The organism is Micromonospora sp. NPDC005305 (assembly GCF_040607315.1).
In the GTDB taxonomy this organism is placed as follows: domain Bacteria; phylum Actinomycetota; class Actinomycetes; order Mycobacteriales; family Micromonosporaceae; genus Micromonospora.
Genome location: NZ_JBEXGL010000031.1, coordinates 15,424 through 33,469, shown reverse-complemented (window position 1 = coordinate 33,469; position 18,046 = coordinate 15,424). Strand labels below are relative to the sequence as shown.

Genomic DNA, 18,046 nt, shown 5'->3' with positions numbered 1-18,046 from the left:
TCAGTTCCCTCCGGTGGCAGCGGGCGCGCCCAGGCGCGCCATGTGGGACAGGATGGCCGGCACGGTCGGTGCGTCGAGCTCGTCGTCGATCCGGCCGTCGGCGAGGAACACCACCCGGTCGGCGTACGCGGCGGCGTGCGGGTCGTGGGTGACCATCACGATGGTCTGCCCGAGCTGGTCGACGGCCTGGCGCAGGAGGCCGAGCAGCGCCTCGGCCGCCTGCGAGTCGAGGTTTCCGGTCGGCTCGTCGGCGTAGACGATCTCTGGGCCGGTGATCAGCGCGCGGGCCACCGCGACCCGCTGCTGCTGGCCACCGGAGAGTTCCCCGGGCCGGTGCCGTAGCCGGTCGGTCAGGCCGAGGATGGCGACCAGGTGAGCCAGGCGCTCGGGGTCGGGTCGGCGGCCGGCCAGGGTGAGGGGTAGGACGATGTTCTCCCGCGCGGTCAGGGTCGGCACCAGGTTGAAGGCCTGGAACACGAAGCCGATCCGGTCGCGGCGCAGCAGGGTGCGCTGCCGCTCGGTCAGCTGGCCGAGGTCTGTTCGGCCGAGCAGGATCTGCCCTGCGTCGACGGTGTCGAGGCCGGCCAGCGCGTGCATGAGCGTCGACTTGCCGGAGCCGGACGGGCCCATGATCGCGGTGAAACGTCCGGCCGGGATGGATACGGTGGCGCCGTCCAGGGCGCGGACGGCGGCGTCGCCGCGGCCGTAGGTGCGGACGACGTCCCGGGCCTGCACGGCGACGGTGGCGGCGGGTGCGGGGGCGGTGCTCGTGGTCATTGGAGATCTCCTGGCTGGTGCGTCGGGGGGCGGGTGGCTCAGCGGGCGATTCGGCGGTGCAGCGGGGTGCGGGTCGCGCGAACGGTGGCGGGGTGCCGGTCCCGGCGCAGTTGGCGGACCAGTTCGGCGCGCTCCAGCTGGAACAGCTCGGCGGTGAGCAGGTGGTTCACGGCAACTCCTCGGTCAGGTGCGGATCGGTGACGCAAGGAGAGTGGCCCGACGCGCTGTCCGGACGCTGGCTGTCGATTGGCGGGGGCGGACGGCGGATGGACAGCCGGCCGCCAGCGGCTCCGGCCAGGCTGGCGGCATGGTGGAACGGAACGAGCCCGAGGCGTCGACGCTGGTGACGACCGTGCGGCTGCCGCCCGGGATGTGCCGGCGGTGCGTACGCGCGGTAAGCCGGCGGGTGAGTGACCTGCCCGGGGTGGTGTCGCTGGAGTTCGACGTGGACGCCGGCACGCTGCGGGTGGGCGGGGAGGTGGATTCGTCTGCGCTGCGCTGGGCCGGCCTGGCGGTGTGCCCGGACGGCCCGGACTGCTCCGGTTAGCGGCTTGCCTTCAGGTCCGCGGCGGCTCGCCGGGCCGCGTCGGCCTCCTGCGGCCGCCCCGCAGCCGTCGCCGCGTCGGCCGCCAGCGACCAGAGCTGGCGCCGCGCCCACGGGAACTCCCGCTCCTGGAGCAGGTCGAGGGCCCGTCGGCACTCGTCCGCCGCGCCGACCGCGTCGCCCGCGGCGTACCCGATCCGGGCCCGGCCCCAGGCTGCCCAGGCCTGGCAGCGCGGGTTGCCGCTGCGGCGGGCGGTGTCGTCCGCCTCGGCGAGCATCGCCGCCACCCCGTCGACCTCGCCCCGGTCCAGCCGGGTGTGCGCGAGCTGCACGAGAGTGAACGCCGTCGAATGGGGGGAGGGGTTGCGCCGCGCCTCGGCCGCCGCCTCCTCCAGCGTGGCGATCGCCTCGTCGGGCCGGCCGGCCTCGCGCAGCGCGATGCCGAGGTGGGCGAGGATCCCGGCGGGCAGCAGCAGGTCGCCCGCCTTCCGCGTCCACTCGAGGCTGCGGGCCCACTGTTCGGCGGACCGTTCGAAGGCGCCGGTCCGCAGATCCAGCAGCGCTTCGACGTAGTGGACCGTCCCGTGCCACCAGGGGTCGTCGGTGTCCCCCCGCTCGCGGATCGCCTGGGCGACCATCGCCCGGTACCGGTCCGGGTCGCCGTCGTACTGGCCCTCCCACGCGACGACCAGCCGCGAGGTGGCGGTGTTGACCCGGTCGCCCAGGCGCTCGAACGCCACCACGCTGTCCCGGGCCGCGGCCCGGGTCTGCGCGGTGGGGTAATAGACACCGAGCAGGCCGATCCGCTGCAGTGCGGCGGCCCGGGCGGCCGGCGCCGGGACGCCGGCGGCGAGCAGCGCGGTCAGGGCGCGGACCCCCTCGTACCGGGGGCCGTAGTTCCAGAACAGGAAGAGGGCGTCCGCCAGCCGCAGGCCGGCGTCGACCCCGTCGCGCCGGTCCAGGCAGCGGTCGACCGCGGCGCGGAAGTTGTCGTGCTCCTCGGTCAACCGCGCCCAGGCGTCGGCGCCGGACCGCGCTTGGGGTCCGTACCGCTCGGCAAGCTCGGTGAAGTAAGCGAGGTGCCGGTCGCGGGCCCCCTCCGGCTCGCCGGCCTCGGCGAGCCGGGCGGCGACATACTCCCGGATGGTGACCAGCAGCCGGAACCGCCCGGTCGTCGGGTCCGGCACCACGAGGGACCGGTCAACCAGGCGGAAGAGCAGGTCGAGGACCTCGTCGGCGGCCAGGCCGTCGAACGCGCAGACCTGCTCGGCGGCGGCCAGGTCCCAGCCGCCGCGGAACACCGCCAGCCGGCGCAGCAGCCGCCGCTCGGCCTCGGAGAGCAGGTCGTGGCTCCAGTCGAGGGTGGCCCGCAGCGTGCGATGCCGGGCCTCGCTGGTCCGCGCGCCCGCCGTGAGCAACGCGAACCGGTCGTGCAGCCGGGCCGCGATCTCCCTGGGCGGCAGCGCCTTCACCCGCGCGGCGGCCAGCTCAATGGCCAGCGGCATGCCGTCGAGTTGCCGGCAGATGTCCGCGACCACCGGCGCCGTCGCCTCGTCGAGGACGAACCCGGGACGCACCGCCCGGGCGCGATCGACGAACAGGGCCACCGCCGGACTGTCGCCCGGTCGCGCGAGATCAGCCGGCCCGTCGGGTACGCCGAGCGGCGCCACCGCGAGCTGGGTCTCGCCGGGTACGGCCAGCGCCTCCCGGCTGGTGGTCAGCACGGTCACCGCGGGGCACGTCGCGACGAGCTGCTCGACCAGTTCCGCGGCCTCGTCGATGACGTGCTCGCAGTTGTCGACCACGAGCAGGGTGCGGTCGGCGCCGAGCCAGGCCACCAGCGCTGCGGTCGCGGCCGGTCCCGGCCCGCCGGCGGCCACGCCGAGCTGTCCGGCAACCGCCTCCGGCAGGTCCGTCCCGCTCGGCAGGGCGGCCAGGCGGACCAGGTGCACGCGGTCGGCGAGGGCGTCGTCGGCCTGGCGTGCCACCTCCAGGGCGAGGGTGGTCTTGCCGACGCCGCCCGGGCCGGTCAGCGTCACCACCCGCGCCTCGCGGAGCCGGTCGAGCACCCGCTGCACGTCGTCGTGGCGGCCGATGACCGAGGCGAGCCGGCGGGGCAGGTCGTGGCGTGGCAGCGCCTGGGGGGCCGGCAGCGCCGCCGCCGTCCGGGCCGGTGCCGCGGCGGGCGGGGCAGCCGGCTCGGCCACGGGCGGGGTGGCCGGCGCCGGGGCGGGCACCTGCTGGCGCAGGATCGCCTCGGCGAGCGCCTGGAGTTCGGGGGCCGGGTCGATGCCCAGCTCGTCGGCGAGGCGATGCCGCAGCGCGTGGTACGCGGTGATCGCGTCCGCCTGCCGCCCGCCCCGGTAGAGCGCCAGCATCAGCAGCCGGTGCAACCGCTCGCGCAGCGGGTGGGTGGCCACCAGGCGTTCCAGGTCGGCCACCGCCTCGGCCTGCCGGCCGGCCTCCAGCAGCAGTTCCAGCCGGTCCTCCACCGCGCCGAGCCGCAGCTCCGTCAGCCGGGCCACCTCCGCCAGGGCCCACTCGGCGTCCCCGACATCAGCCAGGGCCGGTCCCCGCCACAGCCGCAACGCCTCGTCGAAGCGGGCCAGCGCCGCGGCCGGCCCATCGCCGGTGGTCGCGCTGCGCGCCGTTTCCAGCAGCCGTTCGAAGCGGTACGCGTCCACCGCGTCCGCGGCGACGGCGAGCTGGTAGCCGGGTGCGCGGGTGACCAGCAGGTCGCCGCCCGCCCCGGCTGCCATCAGGGCGCGGCGCAGCTTCGACACCCGCAGCTGCAGCGCGTTCGTGGCGTCGGCCGGGGGCTGCTCGCCCCAGAGCGCGTCGGTCAGCGCGTCCGCGGAGACCACCCGGCCCGCGGCGAGAACCAGCCGGGCCAGCAGCGCGCGGACCGCCGGGGCGAGCGGCGTGGCGGGGCGGCCGGCCACCTGGAGCTCGACGGTGCCGAGCACCCCGAAGCTCACCGTGGGCTCGCTGTCCCGGCTCATCGCACTCCCGTCCGCCGCGCGGACGCCCCGGGGCCCGCTCCGGTCGCCGGGCGGCTGCCCGGGCGGGCCCCATGGTACGTCCCGACCGCCCTCGCAACGATCATCCGAGCGGCGGTGAGCTGCCCCGATCAGGCCGGGACCACCGGTCGGGCCGGCGCCAGCCGCCGGTCCTCGGCCAGCCGGTCGGCCAGCACCTCGGCGTCCCGGCCGACCCAGCCGAGCACCGCCGAGCCCCGGGCGCGTTGCCAGGGCAGGCCGAGGAAGTGCAGCCCCGGCCAGTCCGTCACGCCTTCGCGCTGGACGGGCGCGCCGGACGGGTCCAGCACCGGCACCTCCAGCCAGGGATAGTGCGGGCGGAAGCCGGTGGCCCAGACCACCGCGTCCACCCGCCTCCGCCCGCCGTCGGCGAACCGGAGGTTGTCCTCTTCGGCGTCCACCACCCGACCGACCCGGTCCACCCGGCCTAGCAGGCCGGTCACGTCGGTGCCGATGACGGGGTTCTGAGCGGCGATCCGTCGGCCCAGAATGCTCTGCGGGCTCAGCCGCATGGTGCCCAGCCGGGAGAACCACCAGAAGATGTCCCGGCCCAGCCAGCGCTGCGGCAGCACCGGACCGAGGGTCGGTGCGGCGAGCACCACCCGGCGGCCGTCGTCGACGAGTTCGGCGGCGATCTGCACTCCGGTGTTCCCGCCGCCGACCACCAGCACGTCGTGCCCCGGCAGTTGGCCGGGCCGGCGGTACCGGCTGCTGTGCAGTTGCGCGACCCGCGGCGCGAGCTTCCGGGCCACGTCGGGGATCCGGGGCGTGTGGAACGCCCCAGCGGCGACCACCACCCGCTGGGCGCGCAGTGTTCCGGTCGACGTGTCGACCGTGAAGCCGCCCGCCGTGCCGGGGCGGACCGAGGAGACCCGACAGCCGAGCCGGACCGGCAGGTCGAAGTGGGCGGCGTACCGGGCGAGGTAGTCGGCGACCTCATCCTTGCCGGGGTGCCCGTCCGGGTCGCCGGGGAACGGCAGCCCCGGCAGGGCGGAGAACCGGCGCGGCGTGAACAGGGTCAGCGAGTCCCACCGGCGCCGCCAGGCGTCGCCGACCCCGGCGTGCGCGTCGAGGATCGCGAAGGGCACGCCGGCGCGGCGCAGGTGGTGGCCGAGCGCCAGCCCGGCCTGCCCGCCCCCGACGATCACGGTGTCCAGGTCCATCGGTCTGCTCCCCTCGTACCGGTCAGGCGACCTGGTGGCCGGCTTCGCCGATGGCGGCCACCACCGCGGCCCGGTCGGCATCACCGTCGACCCGGACGGTGCGGGTCGCCAGGTCCACCGCCACGGCGCGGACCCCGGCGACCAGGCCGACCTCCTCCCGGATCGCCTCGACGCAGCGGCCGCAGCTGATGTTCGGCACGGAGAGCACGAGCTGGTTCACGGTTCAGTCCTTCCTTCGGCGGGCCGCACTCCCGGCGACCCGGCGGTTCGAACCGTGCCGGGCAGTGCTGTCCGCGCCCTGTCGCGTACTCCGAGACGGGCCGACGGGTCGCGGACAGCGGGCGGACAGCGGCGGCCGGGAGCGTGGCGTCACCGGCCGGCGAGGGCCGCCGGACCAGCGAGGGCGCCTGCGGCGCCCGGTACGAGAGGAGCACTGCGATGACGACACCGACGGTCGTCTCCGGCACGCTGGACATCGGCGGGATGACCTGTGCGTCCTGCGTCCGGCGGGTGGAGCGGGCGGTGAGCCGGATCGAGGGTGTGGCCCGGGCCGAGGTCAACCTGGCGACCGAGACGGCGACCGTGGTCTACGAGCCGGCCCGGGTGACCCCGCCGGCGCTGATCGCGGCCGTGGAGCGGGCCGGCTACACGGCCACGGTCCAGGCCGACGAGCCTCGGCGGCCGGACTTCCCGGCCGCCGAGAGCGCGGATGACGACGCCGAGCGGGCCCGAGCCGGGGAGCGGGAGATCACCCGGCTCAAGCGGATCTGGCAGCTCACCCTGGTCACCGGACTGTCCATGATGGTGCTGATGTACCTGCCGCTGCCCATCGACGCTATGGACTGGGTGATGCCGGCGCTGCTGGTCGTCGCGACCGTGGTGCAGTTCGGGGCGGGCCGGCCCTTCTACCGGGCGGCCTGGGCCGCGGCCCGGCACGGCGGCGTCAACATGCACACCCTGGTGGCCCTGGGCACCACGGTCGCGTACGCCTACAGCGCCTTCGTCACGCTCTGGCCGGCGGCGGCCGAACGGCTCGGCCTGCCGCTGCACGTCTACTTCGAGATCTCCGTGGTGGTCATCGCGCTGGTGCTGACCGGGCGATGGATGGAGGCCCGGGCGCGCCGGCAGACCGGCGCGGCCATCGGAGCACTGCTCGGGCTGCGCCCGCGGACCGCCCGGGTGCTGCGCGACGGCGTCGAGATCGAGGTGCCGGTCGACTCGGTCGTCGTGGGCGACCTGGTCCGGGTGCGACCCGGCGAGAAGGTGTCGGTGGACGGCATGGTCACCGAGGGCACCTCCACCGTCGACGAGAGCATGATGACCGGCGAGAGCATGCCGGTGTCGAAGAGCGTCGGGGACGCGGTCATCGGCTCGACCGTCAACCGGACCGGCGCCCTGGTGTTCCGGGCCACCGCGGTGGGTCAGGACACCGCCCTCGCCCAGATCGTCCGCCTGGTCCGCGAGGCACAGGGCGGCAAGGCGCCGATGCAGCGGCTGGTCGACACCGTCTCCGCCTGGTTCGTGCCGGCGGTGCTCGGGCTCGCGCTGCTCACCTTCGCCGTCTGGGCGATCGCCGGCCCCGCCGACGGGCGGCTGACCCTCGGCATCGGCACCGCCATCGCGGTGCTCATCATCGCCTGCCCCTGCGCGCTCGGCCTGGCCACCCCGACCGCGATCATGGTCGGCACCGGCAAGGCCGCCGAGCTGGGCATCCTCATCTCCGGAGGCGAGGCGCTGGAGCAGGCCCGACGGATCACCACCGTGGTGCTGGACAAGACCGGCACGCTGACCCGCGGCCGTCCCGACGTCACCGTGGTGCACGCCGTCGACGGTGTCGACGCCGACCGGCTGCTGGCCTACGCCGCGGCGGCCGAGATCGGCTCGGAGCACCCGCTCGGCGAGGCGATCGTTAGGCACGCCCGCGCCCGTGACCTCGCCGTGCCGGCGGCGGACTCCTTCGCGGCGGTGCCCGGGCACGGCGTCGAGGCGCGGGTCGAGGGCCGCGGCGTGCTCATCGGCAACGCCGCCATGATGCGTCGCCACGACGTCGACGTGACCGCCCTGTCGAACCAGGTCAAGGCCGTCGCGGCCGCCGGTGGCACCCCTGTGCACATCGCCCTCGACGGCCGGCTCGCCGGCGTCGCCGGGGTCGCCGACACGCTGAGGCCCGAGTCCGTCGAGGCGGTGGCGCAGTTGCAGGCGCTGGGCCTGGAGGTGTGGATCCTGACCGGCGACAACCCGATCACCGCCGAGGTGGTCGCCCGCGAGGTCGGCATCGACCACGTGATCGCCGATGTCCGGCCGGAGGAGAAGGCCGCCCGGGTCGCCGCCCTGCAGGAGCGGGGCGCGGTGGTGGCGATGGTCGGCGACGGCATCAACGACGCTCCGGCGCTGGCCCGCGCGGACCTGGGCATCGCCATCGGCACCGGCACGGACGTGGCGATCGCCGCCTCCGACATCACCCTGGTCGGCGGGGACCTGCGCGGCATCGTCTCGGCGATCGCGCTGTCCCGGCGTACGGTCACCACCATCAAGCAGGGCCTGGGCTGGGCCTTCGGCTACAACGCCCTGCTCATCCCGGTGGCCGCCGGGGTGCTCCACCCGACCTGGGGCATCCTGCTCGACCCGTCGCTGGCCGCCGCCGCGATGGCGATGAGCTCGGTCAGCGTGGTCACCAACGCGCTGCGACTGCGCCACTTCGGCCGCCCGGAGACGGCGGCGGCGCTGCGGCCCCGCCTGGGTGCCCGGCTCGCCGAGTGGGCGTACCTGACCGGGGTGGCCGCGCTCGCGCTCGCCGTGGGCGCCGGCTTCACCGCGCTCAGCCGCACCGACGCCGCCGCCCGGGGGATGAACGGCGTGCTGGCCTGGACGCAGAACACCGGCATGCCGATGCGGCCCGCGATGAGCACCATGATGACCGCCGAGACGGAACCGGTGCCCGCGGCGGACGCAGGGGTTCGGGTCGACGTGGGGATGCCAGCCGCGGTGGTGCCCGGCCAACCCGCCACGCTGCGGATCCGCATCACCGACGCGGAAAGCGGCCGGCCGGTCCGGGACGTGGGACGCAGCCACGAGGCCTGGATGCACCTGATCGCCGTACGCGACGACCTGGCCAGCTTCGCCCACGTCCACCCGCAGCCGACGGGCCGGCCGGGCGAGTTCGACGTGACGCTCACCTTCCCCACTCCCGGCCGGTACATCGTGCACACCGAGTTCCGGCGTAAGGGCAAGCTGACCGACGTGCTGCAGCGGCACGACATGGTGATCGGCGACCCCGCGGAGGTCATCCACCAGCGGCCGGTGGTGTCCGGGCGGCAGCAGGTCGTCGACGGCGTGCGGGTGACCCTGGACGGGCCCGCGAAGGTCGGCGGCAGCCACTTCATCTACCGCTTCGCCGACGCGGCCACCGGCCGGCCGCTGACCGGGCTGCGGCCGTACCTCGCCGCCGCCGGCCACGTGGTGGTCATGTCCGCGGCGGGCGACAGCTTCGCCCACGAGCACGCCGAGACCGAGGACGCCGACGGCCGGCCCGTCTTCGCCCTGCCGGGTCAGACCTACGGGCCAGACCTGGACCTGCACGTCGACTTCCCCCGCCCGGGCCGCTACCGGCTCTGGGGCCAGTTCCGCCTCGCCGACGGCCACGTGATCACCGTGCCGTTCACCGTCGACGCCCGCTGACCGACCCACACCTGGAAAGGAACAGACCATGCAGATCGCCGTCCTCCTCTTCGACCGGTTCACCGCCCTCGACGCCGTCGGCCCGTACGAGGTGCTCGGCCGGCTCCCCGGCGCCCGTACCGTCTTCGTCGCCGACCGGCCCGGCCCGGTCACCACCGACGTGGGCACCCTCGCCCTCACGGCCACCGCCACCCTGGACGAGGTGACCCGCCCGGACGTGCTGCTGGTCCCCGGCGGGCCCGGGCAGATCGCCCGGATGACCGACGCCCGGCTGCTCGACTGGCTGCGCGCCGTCGACGCCACCACCACCTGGACCACCTCGGTCTGCACCGGTTCCCTGCTGCTCGCCGCCGCCGGGCTGCTCACCGGCCGCCGGGCCACCTCGCACTGGCTGGCCGTGGACCAACTGCCCGCGTTCGGTGCCGAGCCGACCGCGGAGCGGGTGGTGGTGGACGGCAAGTACGTCACGGCCGCCGGGGTGTCGGCCGGCGTCGACATGGCGCTGACGCTGGCCGGCCGGATCGCCGGGGACGCCGTCGCCCAGGCGATCCAGCTCGGCATCGAGTACGACCCCCGGCCGCCGTACCCGGCTGGATCCCCGCGCTCCGCGCCGGCGCCGCTGGTCGCCGCGCTGCGCGCGAATCCGCATCGGGTGCTGGGCTGAACAGGCTGCCCGGGTGGGCGCGCGACGGGTCCACCCGGGCGACGTGATCCGCGGGCCCGGCCTGCCGTCGGTTCTGCCGGAAGGCCGAGCACGAGGACCAAGAGGTAGGCGGGGTACAGGTCGCCGTCGCGATCGCGGGATGAGGGAATCTTGCGTGGACGCGGTAGCCGCCGGTGGGGCGTGGCCCGGCGAGCCGAATTCCACCATGGACGGAGATCCGTTCCCCGAATCGCCCCTCGGACACAATTTACGATGTGGTGTCCCGCGCCGGGGGTACGCGCGGATTGCCACGTACAGCGTCGCGAGGAGCAGCCGCCGTGGATCGTGCCGGACGGGCTGTGGCAGCGCATCGAGCCGCTGCGGGGCAGCAGCGACACGGGACAGCAAGGCGGCCATGACAACACAGAGCAGTGCCCGACAGCACTGAACGGTGCGGTGCATCCGCGTTCACACCGAAGTAGCCGCTACTCCCGCTACCTACCCGCAATCACAAGGGCGACCAACGGCATTGGCAGGCGGGATGGCCGACGGCCGCGGCAATCGCAGCCGTGTCGATGTGCGACGGCGACGGGATGGCGAGGCTTCGCTTGCTGGATCATCGCCTCACCAGTCGCGCCGTCGCTAGGGAGTCAGTGTTCGGGCCGTCGTTGACACCCCACTAGTGTTCGCGCCGTGAACCTCACGATCGACGAGAGCAGCCGCCAGGTACGAGAGTTCGTTTGCCAATGCTGCAATACGCCAGCAGACCGGACTTGGGCCAACATCTACGAGGGTGACCACGCTCTAGCCGTCTACTTCGCGAGTTGCTACCACCACAACGGGATTCACGAGGTCTGGATCGATGCCATCTTGGGGAGCTGGGGCCACAACCGCTTCGACGATCACATCACCTTCGGCTGCCGGGTTGGCCCCGTGGCCGACTCGCCGACGCCTGCTGCGACGCTCGTCAACGGTGGCGAGGTTGCAGGAGACAGTCCGATCTTCGGCCGCAAGCTCAGCCGTGAAGAGGGGCTGAGCCACCCTCGGCTCTCTGAGTTCTGGCAGGTTGTCGACATGATTCTGGAGCAGGATGAGCTCGTGCGCCGCCATGTGTACGGGCCGGCGACACCGGATGGTGCGCAGCCCGCCGAGTAACGCCGCCAGGTCGTCGACGAGGAGCCAAGGCAGTGCATCTCGGCGGACATCGCCGTACCTTGGCGCATTCGTTGGGCAGTGCCGGGCGAGGTTGACCAAGCTTGCCCCGCTGCTCCCCGTATGGGGCACACACGGGGCACAAGACAGCGTGAAACGTCGGCAAGCAGCCATCAACGACGCGAACCCCGGAACGAGCTTGACCAGCGTGCCTGCCAGGTCGCCGCAGGCCACGGGATAGGCCGTCGAAGTTCCGCTTCAACGTCTGAGTCCCCGGCGCTGCAGCCACAGAGGTGAGGCGGGGGCTGCAGCCGGTGCGACTTCAAGCACGGTTCACCACGGGGCCGGAATCGCGGCTTGGGCTGTCCGGCTTGGATGCGGGCAGGGTTGTCACGTGGCTGATCGATGCCAGTAGCAGCCCGAGGACCAGGCCGGAGAAAGCTATTGAGAGATCGGTGTCGGCGGCGTTGATCGGTGGATTGTCTGCCAGGGAGGTCATCGCGCTGCCGACCGCCGATCCTGTGATGTAGAGAATGATCATTGCCGGAAGTAAGGCCACACAGCAGGCGACCGTGACGGGGAGCAGCCGGATCAGGGGGACCTCCCGGGCTGCGGCCACGGCGAGCGTTGCGGCGACGGGCATGCCGATCAGGCCGACCGGCGCAAGCGGTCCGTGGCTGGCGGTGGCGAGCCAGGCGGCCAGCGCGGCCACCACAACGAAGGTGGCCACCCGCCGGGTGCGGACAGCGGTGAGCTGAACCGCGATGAGCCCGATCGCGGTAGCGACGAACATCGCTACCAATCCTGCTTTAAGCATCGAGAGGGCGTTTTCGACCTGGACCTGGTCCGGGTTCGTGACCGGCTCGTCCCAGGGGGTCGTGACCACCATCGTGGCAGCCGCGAGCACCGCGGTGACGGCAGCGGACAGATGCCGGGCGAAAGGAGGTCCGCCTTGGCCCGCCGAAACCCAGGCAGCGACGACAGCGGTTGTCGAGACCACGGCGATACCGGCGACTGCGAGCCAGGTTGCGGTAGAGCCCCCGGTCACGTCGATTCGGTCCAACCAGATGTCCACGCCGAGCCAGCCGATCGTCGCGATCGCGCCGGCGACGATGCCGCGAACGTTCGCGCGGCAGATCAGGATCACTCCGCCGAAGGCCAGCAAGATCGCAAACTGGCGGATGTCACGAGGCCAGTAGGTGTTGTTACTGCCTAGCTCCGGAAACGCCTGCCCGGTGCTGCTGTCGGTCCAAAAGCCATCGGGCTGCATGAGCGGCTGATAGATCGCCGTGGCCAGCGCCCAGATCACCACTCCAGTGACACCCGCCAGCGCACCTACGATGGTGTGCCAGTTTTTCTGCATGTCGCATCTTCTCGTTCGCCCGCCCCGCTGGGAAGTGCCAGCCCGGGGTCCAGCCTGCCGAGCCGGCAGCAGAAGCTTCGAACCACGCCTGATGCCGAAGCTCGCGCCCCTACCTAGTGCGGTGTCCACTAACGTTCACCGGGTGTGCGGTGGGTGTTGTGGATCCTCGCCTTTGGGGCGAGCGACTCCCCACCTGAAGGTGGTGGGGCGGGCCTCCGCGGGCCAACTGATCCTCGCGCCGCCCTGCTTGGGCGGCGGGGGTCACGCCGGGACCGACCGGCACCGGGGAGGTGTCGTCCGGCTCGACGGTGCGTGACCACCCCGGACACCACGACCGGTGGTGTGGGGGTGGTGGTTCCGCCGCCCGGGGTGCGGGTGGCGATGGTGGCAGCCGCGACGAGGTCGCGGTGCCCGGAAAACGTGCAGTGTGGGCAGGTCAGGGTCCGGCCGCGGGGTTTCGGTACCCGCCGCCGGCAGGCCGGGCAGGTCGAGGAGCTGCCACGCTCGTCGACGAGGTGGACGGTGATGCCGGCCAGGACGGCTTTGTCGGTGAGGATCTGTAGGAGCCGGCGGATCTGCCACTGCCGCAGCCGCAGGTTGTGCCGCCGCCCCGCGTCCAGGTCGAGCACGCCGCGCGGGTCACCCACGTGCAGCACACCCACCCGCTGGCGTACCGCCCAGGACACCACCTGACGGGCGGCCTCGTGTTGGGCCTGACGCACCCGACGCCGGTGCCGGCCCTCGATTAGCCGCGTCCGACGCCGGTACTGACGCCACCGCCGTGACCCCTTCTGCCCCGGCTTCGGCGCCCGCCGCGCCACGGCACGGCGCCGAGCTTTGGTGTCCGCGAGGTGCATGCGGTGCTCGGCGCGGATCGCCCGCCCCGACACCAACAACCCCGCACCGTCCGGACCCGCCACCGCGTACGGGTGGATGATCCCCAGATCCACCCCCGCCACCCTGGCCGGGTCCGGTCCCTCACCGGCCGGGTACGTCGCCACCGGCACTTCAGCAGTGATATCGAGGAACAGCCGGCCGCCCTCACACAACAGCGTGACCGACCGGACCTGCTCGACCGGATAGGGAAGAGTGCGCGCCAGCCGCACCCACAACGGCGCGGTGCCTCTCGCCGTCGGGATCCGCACCCGAGCACCGTCGAGGGTGAACGTGCCGTGATACCAGCGCACCGGCACCAACCCCCGCCGCCGGCGCGGGAACCCCACCGAACCGTCACCCGCCTTGCGGCGTTTCGCCGCCGCGAACCACGCGTCAGAGAACCGGCGCAACACCGACCGGGCACCCGTCGAATCCAACTCCCCGAACGTGCCCGGCCCCGACACCGCCAACTCCCGACACAACTCCTGATAGCCCACCAGCGGCGCGTCACGGCGGCGACGCCGCCACCCGTTGACCTCCAACACACACGCCCACACGTCACCAGCCGAACGCAACAGCCCGAAACACCGCCGCCGCTGCCCCGACGTCACCCGCAACCCCACACGCGCGGTGCGATGCACCACCCGAGGCGCGGCAGAATCCCGACGACGAGGCACAACCACACCCAACACCACCAGTACGACAAACTCTCCAGCAACCGGCCCGGCGAACGTTTGTGGTCACGGCACTAGCGCGTCGCTACCGATGAAGCGATCGCGAGGTGGCGGGTGAAGAGGCCGGGGTGGTGGCTCAGCCGGGAGGGCCTGCGAGGATGCGCTGCCGCGCGTCGTCGACTCCACCGCGCCACCAGCCCATGGCTTCGATCCACCAGGTCAGTCCGGCGGCGACGTACGGCGAGATGACATCGGGGGCGTTGTCCGGCGACGTCCAACCCTCAAGCCCGACCTCGAACCCATCCAGCGATCCCCGCTCTGAAGCGACGAACTGTACGGCGTCGGCGAAGTCCTCGACCGGCACGGGAAGAGTCCTGCCCGCGTTTGCAAAGGTCGCTACCACCCCGTCCCAGCGGGCAGCGCGGCGGAAACCGGGTCGGTTGGGCCACCGGCCGGCGCACCAGACGGGTATGCGGGGTTGTTGTACAGGTGTCGGCAGCATGCGTACCCGCTCGCTGGATGGCATGGGCACGTCTTGGCCTGACCACAGGTCCGTGAGCTGAGTCAAGGACTCGTCGAGCCGTCTCCCGCGGCCTCGCAGGTCGGGATTTTCGCCGAAGGCGGCGTACTCGATGTCCATCGAGCCGATGCCCGCGCCGAAGACGAGCCGGCCGCCGGAGAGGGTGTCCAGGGTGACGGTCTCCCGAGCCACGGTCTGCACCCGACGTCTGGGTAGAGCGGTCATCAGCACGCCGAGCCGGATACGCGATGTCCGGGCCGCGATCGCGGAGGCGACGACGACCGAGTTCATCAGGGGCCAGTCTGCTTGGTGGTACAGCACGTGATCCCACAGAAAGACGCCGTCCCAGCCCTGCTCCTCAGCGGCGACGGCCAGATCGACGAGTATCCGGGCGTCAGCAAAAGGTCCGACATTCGGCAGACCGACAGCGTAGCGAGGCACCCCGATAACCCTAGTTAGCTATCGATCTCACCGACAGCCCGGCATGGCACCACAACCACGCCGACAGCCGGCACACGGTTCCTGGAGTTCTGCCGCTACCTGCGCAGCCTGCACCCGCCGCAGGCCCGAATCGCGATCGTGCTCGACAACTTCTCCCCGCACCTGAGCACGAAGAAGGACATCCGGGTCGGTGACTGGGCCTGCGGCGAACAATGCCGAGTTCGCTTACACACCGACCAACAGTTCCTGGCTGAACCGTGTCGAGGCCCAGTTCACCGCCCTGCGCTACTTCGCGCTGGACGGCACCGACCACGCCAGCCACACTGAGCAGGCAGTATGATCCGCCGCTACATCATCTGGCGCAACAAGCACGCCGCCGACGAACGGCTACGCGAGGTTGTCGCCAGGGCCGACGTCGCCTGAATCAGACAACGGCCAGACGATAGATCTGCCGTGAGCCGCCTTCCGGACCCGGCTCCGCGGCCTCGGCCGGAGTGAAACCGAGACGCTCGTAGAAGACCCGCGCACCGCTGGCAACGGCGCCTGGGTGATCGGCTCCGAAGGTGACCACCTCAATGCTGCCCGGGCCCAGCACGAACCTGCGTGTTGCGTCGGCTATCAGCGCCCGACCCACGCCCGTTCCACGTTGCTTCTCTGAGACGACGAGCCAGTGGACGTGGTACGTCGGAGGCCCAGCACCAAAGAGCAGGCCGCCGAGGAGTTCCGATCTCGACGATATGGCGACAAGCGCCGTGGACCGGCAAATGTGCTTCTCCACAGCCTTCTGGAAACCAGGATCCCCAACCATCGGACCGAACCAGTGCTCGACCTGGCTCGCCAAGCCAAGAAGACCAGGAAAATCCTGCTCTCGTGCGAGTCTGACGATCACCAAAGCAGTCTGGCAGACGAGGCGAACGTTGGCTGACGCGGCACCAGGTGGACGTCAAACATCAAGCTTGACGCACGACTGTTCGTGCGATAGTTGCTTGGCCCCCAACTCGGACTGGGTGTTCCAGGTGGGTCTTGTCGATGGTTGCCGTGATGGTGGATGGGTTGCCGAGGAGATCGCCCATGTCGATGGTGAGGCGGTCCGTGCCGAATCGGGCCAGGTGTGCGGCCAGGCAGGCTGTGCTGTTGGCGTTGGCGATGTCCTCGGGGACGCCGATCGACGGGGCGAACATCCGAGCGGCTGCCCGGCCGTGCCGGTCCGGGATCGAGTAGGCGTAGCAGCCCAACAGGCCGTAGCGGTCACAGGCGGCACGCAGCAGGGCGAAGTCTGGGGAAAGGTCGGCCAACGCGGCGCGCGATCGGACTGGCAGGAGAAGCCTCGGCCGCCCATTCGAGGCCACGCAGGCGTTGCCGACGACGGCATCGTCAGCCAGGCCGAGGCCGGCTGTGACCGCCCTTAGCTCGGGTGCCTGGGTGACGCGCAGGTTCACCGGGCCCGGGTCGAACGACGCTGTCACGCTGTCGCGGTTTCGGATGGCCCAGCCTTCGAAGCTGCGGCTCGTCGTACACAGCACGGCGTGGTGGTCGCTGCCGCCTTCGCGTATGGCGAGCAGCGCCAGGGCCGCGACGGTGCCGTGGCCGCAGGCAGGCAGTTCGCCTTCGGCGGTGAAGAACCGGAGCGAGTACGAGGGACGGCCGCGCTCAACTCCGGTGGCACGGATGAAGACGGCGTGCGAAGTGCCCAGTTCCCCGGGAATGCGGCATCGCTCCTCGTCGGTGTACGACGCTTCGTCGAGAACAGCCGTCGGGCTGCCGCCCCGGCCGTGCCGTTGACATGCGTCGATGACCACTACCTCGGGCATGGCACCGGGTCGGTCGTCAGCAGCATCGTCAGGTCCAGCGCGGGCGCGCTGTGCGTCAACGCGCCGACCGAGATGAGGTCGACTCCCGTCTCGGCGATGGCGCGGACGCTGTCCAGGCGGACGGTGCCCGAGGCCTCCAGCATGATCAGGGAGGCGTCGGCATGCTCGGCCCGGATTTTCACGACCATTTCGATGTCGGCCACCGGCATGTTGTCGAGCATGATCCAGCGGGCCCCGGCATCGAGGGCCTCAACGGCCTGCGCCAGGGTCTGCACCTCGACATCGGTCTCCACCTTCTGCCCGGTGCGCGCCATCCCGCGCCGGACCGCGTCGATCGCGGTGGTCACGCCGCCTGCCGCGGCGATGTGGTTCTCCTTGAGCAGCACCATCGCCGCGAGGTTGAGCCGGTGGTTGCGGCCGCCGCCGACGGTCACCGCGTACTTGTCCAGGGCGCGCAGGCCCGGCGCCGTCTTGCGGGTGTCCAGAATGTGCGCCTCGGTCCCGGCCACGGCCTGGACATAGCGGTCGGTGAGCGTCGCGATGCCGCACATGCGTTGGAGGAAGTTCAGCACCGTTCGCTCCCCGGTGATCAGGCTGCGCGCCGAGCCGGACAGGCGCACCAAGACATCGTCGCCGGTCAGCCGGGCGCCGTCGGGGACGAGTGCTTCCACTGTGACCTCGGGGTCGACCTGGGCGAAGACCTCGGCGACCACGGGGAGACCGCCGGCGATGCCGCATTGCCGGGCGCGGATCTCGGCCACGGCCGCCAGGCCTTCGGGAACGCTCCACGCGGTGGTGATGTCCTGGCCCGACTCATCCTCGGCCAGGGCAGCGGCGACGGCGGTTCGCGCCGCCAGTGAGGGGAACTCTGTCATGCTCCGTGGTCTCCAGTCCTGTGGTTACGAGCCGAAATTTGAGGTGTCTCGCGCGCGGACCGCTGTCAGAACCGGTTGCGCTGGCTGTCGCCGGCATCCTCGGCGGCAGTGGGCGGGGTGTCGGCAAGCTCGACAGCCCACCGCCGCGACCACTCGATGACCGGACGCAGGGCCTCGCGGGCGTCGTGGCCGAGCGGGGTGAGGGTGTAGTTGCCGTTGCGCAGCACCTCGGCGAGTCGAGTCTCTTGGAGCTCTGTGAGCCGTTGCCGCAGGACGCTTGACGACATGCCGTCGCAGCGCCGCTGCAGCAGCCGGAAGCCGAGCGGCTCGTTCCCCAGCTCCCAGATGATGCGCAGAGTCCAGCGGCGCCCGAACAGGTCCAGTGCCGCCATCTCCGGTCGGCCCGTGGTGGAACCGCGGACCGGCCGGCCCGGCATGGGCGTCGGCAACGCGTTCATGACTCTCCGTCAACTGTTGTGCTTCGGATTCCG

The 18,046-nt window shown here is 72.2% G+C and carries 17 protein-coding genes; 5 read left to right on the top strand and 12 right to left on the bottom strand.

The features are described from left to right. Window positions 1-777 carry an ABC transporter ATP-binding protein gene (locus ABZS80_RS30630; protein WP_355061330.1) on the bottom strand — a complete coding sequence of 259 codons (777 nt, stop codon included), beginning with the start codon at window positions 775-777 and terminating at the stop codon, window positions 1-3. Window positions 778-815: 38 nt separating this feature from the next. Next, on the bottom strand, window positions 816-947 hold the full coding sequence (locus ABZS80_RS30625; RefSeq protein WP_355061328.1) for a hypothetical protein: 132 nt from the start codon (window positions 945-947) through the stop codon (window positions 816-818). A 137-nt stretch (window positions 948-1,084) separates the two neighbouring features. On the opposite strand from ABZS80_RS30625, the gene ABZS80_RS30620 reads away from it, so the two are divergent. Then, window positions 1,085-1,324, top strand: a complete 240-nt coding sequence (locus tag ABZS80_RS30620; protein WP_355061326.1) for a heavy-metal-associated domain-containing protein — start codon at window positions 1,085-1,087, stop codon at window positions 1,322-1,324. Here ABZS80_RS30620 and ABZS80_RS30615 read toward each other — a convergent pair. The 3 genes from ABZS80_RS30615 to ABZS80_RS30605 all read right to left on the bottom strand — a co-directional run bounded on the left by ABZS80_RS30615 (window position 1,321) and on the right by ABZS80_RS30605 (window position 5,742). Beyond that, the gene (locus tag ABZS80_RS30615; RefSeq protein WP_355061325.1) at window positions 1,321-4,323 is read right to left on the bottom strand and encodes a BTAD domain-containing putative transcriptional regulator; all 3,003 of its coding nucleotides are present in this window, start codon (window positions 4,321-4,323) and stop codon (window positions 1,321-1,323) included. The two genes, ABZS80_RS30620 and ABZS80_RS30615, sit on opposite strands and share 4 nt — an antisense overlap. 128 nt (window positions 4,324-4,451) lie before the next feature. Further along, window positions 4,452-5,522 (bottom strand): NAD(P)/FAD-dependent oxidoreductase, encoded by a 1,071-nt coding sequence (locus ABZS80_RS30610; protein ID WP_355061323.1) that lies wholly within the window; start codon window positions 5,520-5,522, stop codon window positions 4,452-4,454. Window positions 5,523-5,544: 22 nt separating this feature from the next. Then, window positions 5,545-5,742 (bottom strand): heavy-metal-associated domain-containing protein, encoded by a 198-nt coding sequence (locus tag ABZS80_RS30605; protein ID WP_355061321.1) that lies wholly within the window; start codon window positions 5,740-5,742, stop codon window positions 5,545-5,547. Window positions 5,743-5,960: 218 nt separating this feature from the next. On the opposite strand from ABZS80_RS30605, the gene ABZS80_RS30600 reads away from it, so the two are divergent. From ABZS80_RS30600 to ABZS80_RS30590, 3 genes are all read left to right on the top strand, one after another. Then, complete coding sequence (locus tag ABZS80_RS30600; protein WP_355061319.1) at window positions 5,961-9,200, top strand: heavy metal translocating P-type ATPase; 3,240 nt, start codon at window positions 5,961-5,963, stop codon at window positions 9,198-9,200. 28 nt (window positions 9,201-9,228) lie between these two features. Further along, window positions 9,229-9,864 carry a DJ-1/PfpI family protein gene (locus ABZS80_RS30595; protein WP_355061317.1) on the top strand — a complete coding sequence of 212 codons (636 nt, stop codon included), beginning with the start codon at window positions 9,229-9,231 and terminating at the stop codon, window positions 9,862-9,864. Between the two features lie 672 nt (window positions 9,865-10,536). Continuing rightward, window positions 10,537-10,998 (top strand): hypothetical protein, encoded by a 462-nt coding sequence (locus tag ABZS80_RS30590; protein ID WP_355061315.1) that lies wholly within the window; start codon window positions 10,537-10,539, stop codon window positions 10,996-10,998. 319 nt (window positions 10,999-11,317) lie between these two features. Here the strand turns inward: ABZS80_RS30590 and ABZS80_RS30585 are convergent, their stop codons facing one another. The 3 genes from ABZS80_RS30585 to ABZS80_RS30575 form a co-directional block, all read right to left on the bottom strand. Beyond that, window positions 11,318-12,358: a hypothetical protein gene (locus tag ABZS80_RS30585; protein WP_355061313.1), complete on the bottom strand. Its 1,041-nt coding sequence runs from the start codon at window positions 12,356-12,358 to the stop codon at window positions 11,318-11,320. Between the two features lie 128 nt (window positions 12,359-12,486). Further along, on the bottom strand, window positions 12,487-13,878 hold the full coding sequence (locus ABZS80_RS30580) for a transposase (RefSeq protein ID WP_355061311.1): 1,392 nt from the start codon (window positions 13,876-13,878) through the stop codon (window positions 12,487-12,489). Between the two features lie 166 nt (window positions 13,879-14,044). After that, entirely contained in the window at window positions 14,045-14,869 is an 825-nt protein-coding gene (locus tag ABZS80_RS30575; protein WP_355061309.1) for an LLM class flavin-dependent oxidoreductase, read from the bottom strand. Between the two features lie 190 nt (window positions 14,870-15,059). Between ABZS80_RS30575 and ABZS80_RS30570 the strand changes: the two genes are divergently transcribed. Beyond that, window positions 15,060-15,209 carry a hypothetical protein gene (locus ABZS80_RS30570; protein ID WP_355061307.1) on the top strand — a complete coding sequence of 50 codons (150 nt, stop codon included), beginning with the start codon at window positions 15,060-15,062 and terminating at the stop codon, window positions 15,207-15,209. 84 nt (window positions 15,210-15,293) lie between these two features. On the opposite strand, the gene ABZS80_RS30565 is transcribed toward ABZS80_RS30570, so the two are convergent. From ABZS80_RS30565 to ABZS80_RS30550, 4 genes are all read right to left on the bottom strand, one after another. Further along, window positions 15,294-15,758 (bottom strand): GNAT family N-acetyltransferase, encoded by a 465-nt coding sequence (locus ABZS80_RS30565; protein WP_355061305.1) that lies wholly within the window; start codon window positions 15,756-15,758, stop codon window positions 15,294-15,296. 61 nt (window positions 15,759-15,819) lie between these two features. Then, on the bottom strand, window positions 15,820-16,680 hold the full coding sequence (locus tag ABZS80_RS30560) for a PhzF family phenazine biosynthesis protein (RefSeq protein ID WP_355061303.1): 861 nt from the start codon (window positions 16,678-16,680) through the stop codon (window positions 15,820-15,822). Continuing rightward, window positions 16,668-17,555 carry a carboxylating nicotinate-nucleotide diphosphorylase gene (gene nadC / locus ABZS80_RS30555; protein WP_355061301.1) on the bottom strand — a complete coding sequence of 296 codons (888 nt, stop codon included), beginning with the start codon at window positions 17,553-17,555 and terminating at the stop codon, window positions 16,668-16,670. The genes ABZS80_RS30560 and nadC overlap by 13 nt, the downstream gene beginning before the upstream one ends. 65 nt (window positions 17,556-17,620) lie before the next feature. Beyond that, window positions 17,621-18,013, bottom strand: coding sequence for a helix-turn-helix domain-containing protein (locus ABZS80_RS30550; protein ID WP_355061299.1), 393 nt, complete (start codon window positions 18,011-18,013; stop codon window positions 17,621-17,623). Window positions 18,014-18,046: the final 33 nt, after the last annotated feature.

Bases quoted from the DNA above. Each gene is read 5' to 3' on its own strand.
- ABZS80_RS30630 (WP_355061330.1), bottom strand. From the start codon at position 777: ATGACCACGAGCACCGCCCCCGCACCCGCCGCCACCGTCGCCGTGCAG.
- ABZS80_RS30620 (WP_355061326.1), top strand. From the start codon at position 1,085: ATGGTGGAACGGAACGAGCCCGAGGCGTCGACGCTGGTGACGACCGTG.
- ABZS80_RS30615 (WP_355061325.1), bottom strand. From the start codon at position 4,323: ATGAGCCGGGACAGCGAGCCCACGGTGAGCTTCGGGGTGCTCGGCACC.
- ABZS80_RS30610 (WP_355061323.1), bottom strand. From the start codon at position 5,522: ATGGACCTGGACACCGTGATCGTCGGGGGCGGGCAGGCCGGGCTGGCG.
- ABZS80_RS30600 (WP_355061319.1), top strand. From the start codon at position 5,961: ATGACGACACCGACGGTCGTCTCCGGCACGCTGGACATCGGCGGGATG.
- ABZS80_RS30595 (WP_355061317.1), top strand. From the start codon at position 9,229: ATGCAGATCGCCGTCCTCCTCTTCGACCGGTTCACCGCCCTCGACGCC.
- ABZS80_RS30585 (WP_355061313.1), bottom strand. From the start codon at position 12,358: ATGCAGAAAAACTGGCACACCATCGTAGGTGCGCTGGCGGGTGTCACT.
- ABZS80_RS30560 (WP_355061303.1), bottom strand. From the start codon at position 16,680: ATGCCCGAGGTAGTGGTCATCGACGCATGTCAACGGCACGGCCGGGGC.
- nadC (WP_355061301.1), bottom strand. From the start codon at position 17,555: ATGACAGAGTTCCCCTCACTGGCGGCGCGAACCGCCGTCGCCGCTGCC.
- ABZS80_RS30550 (WP_355061299.1), bottom strand. From the start codon at position 18,013: ATGAACGCGTTGCCGACGCCCATGCCGGGCCGGCCGGTCCGCGGTTCC.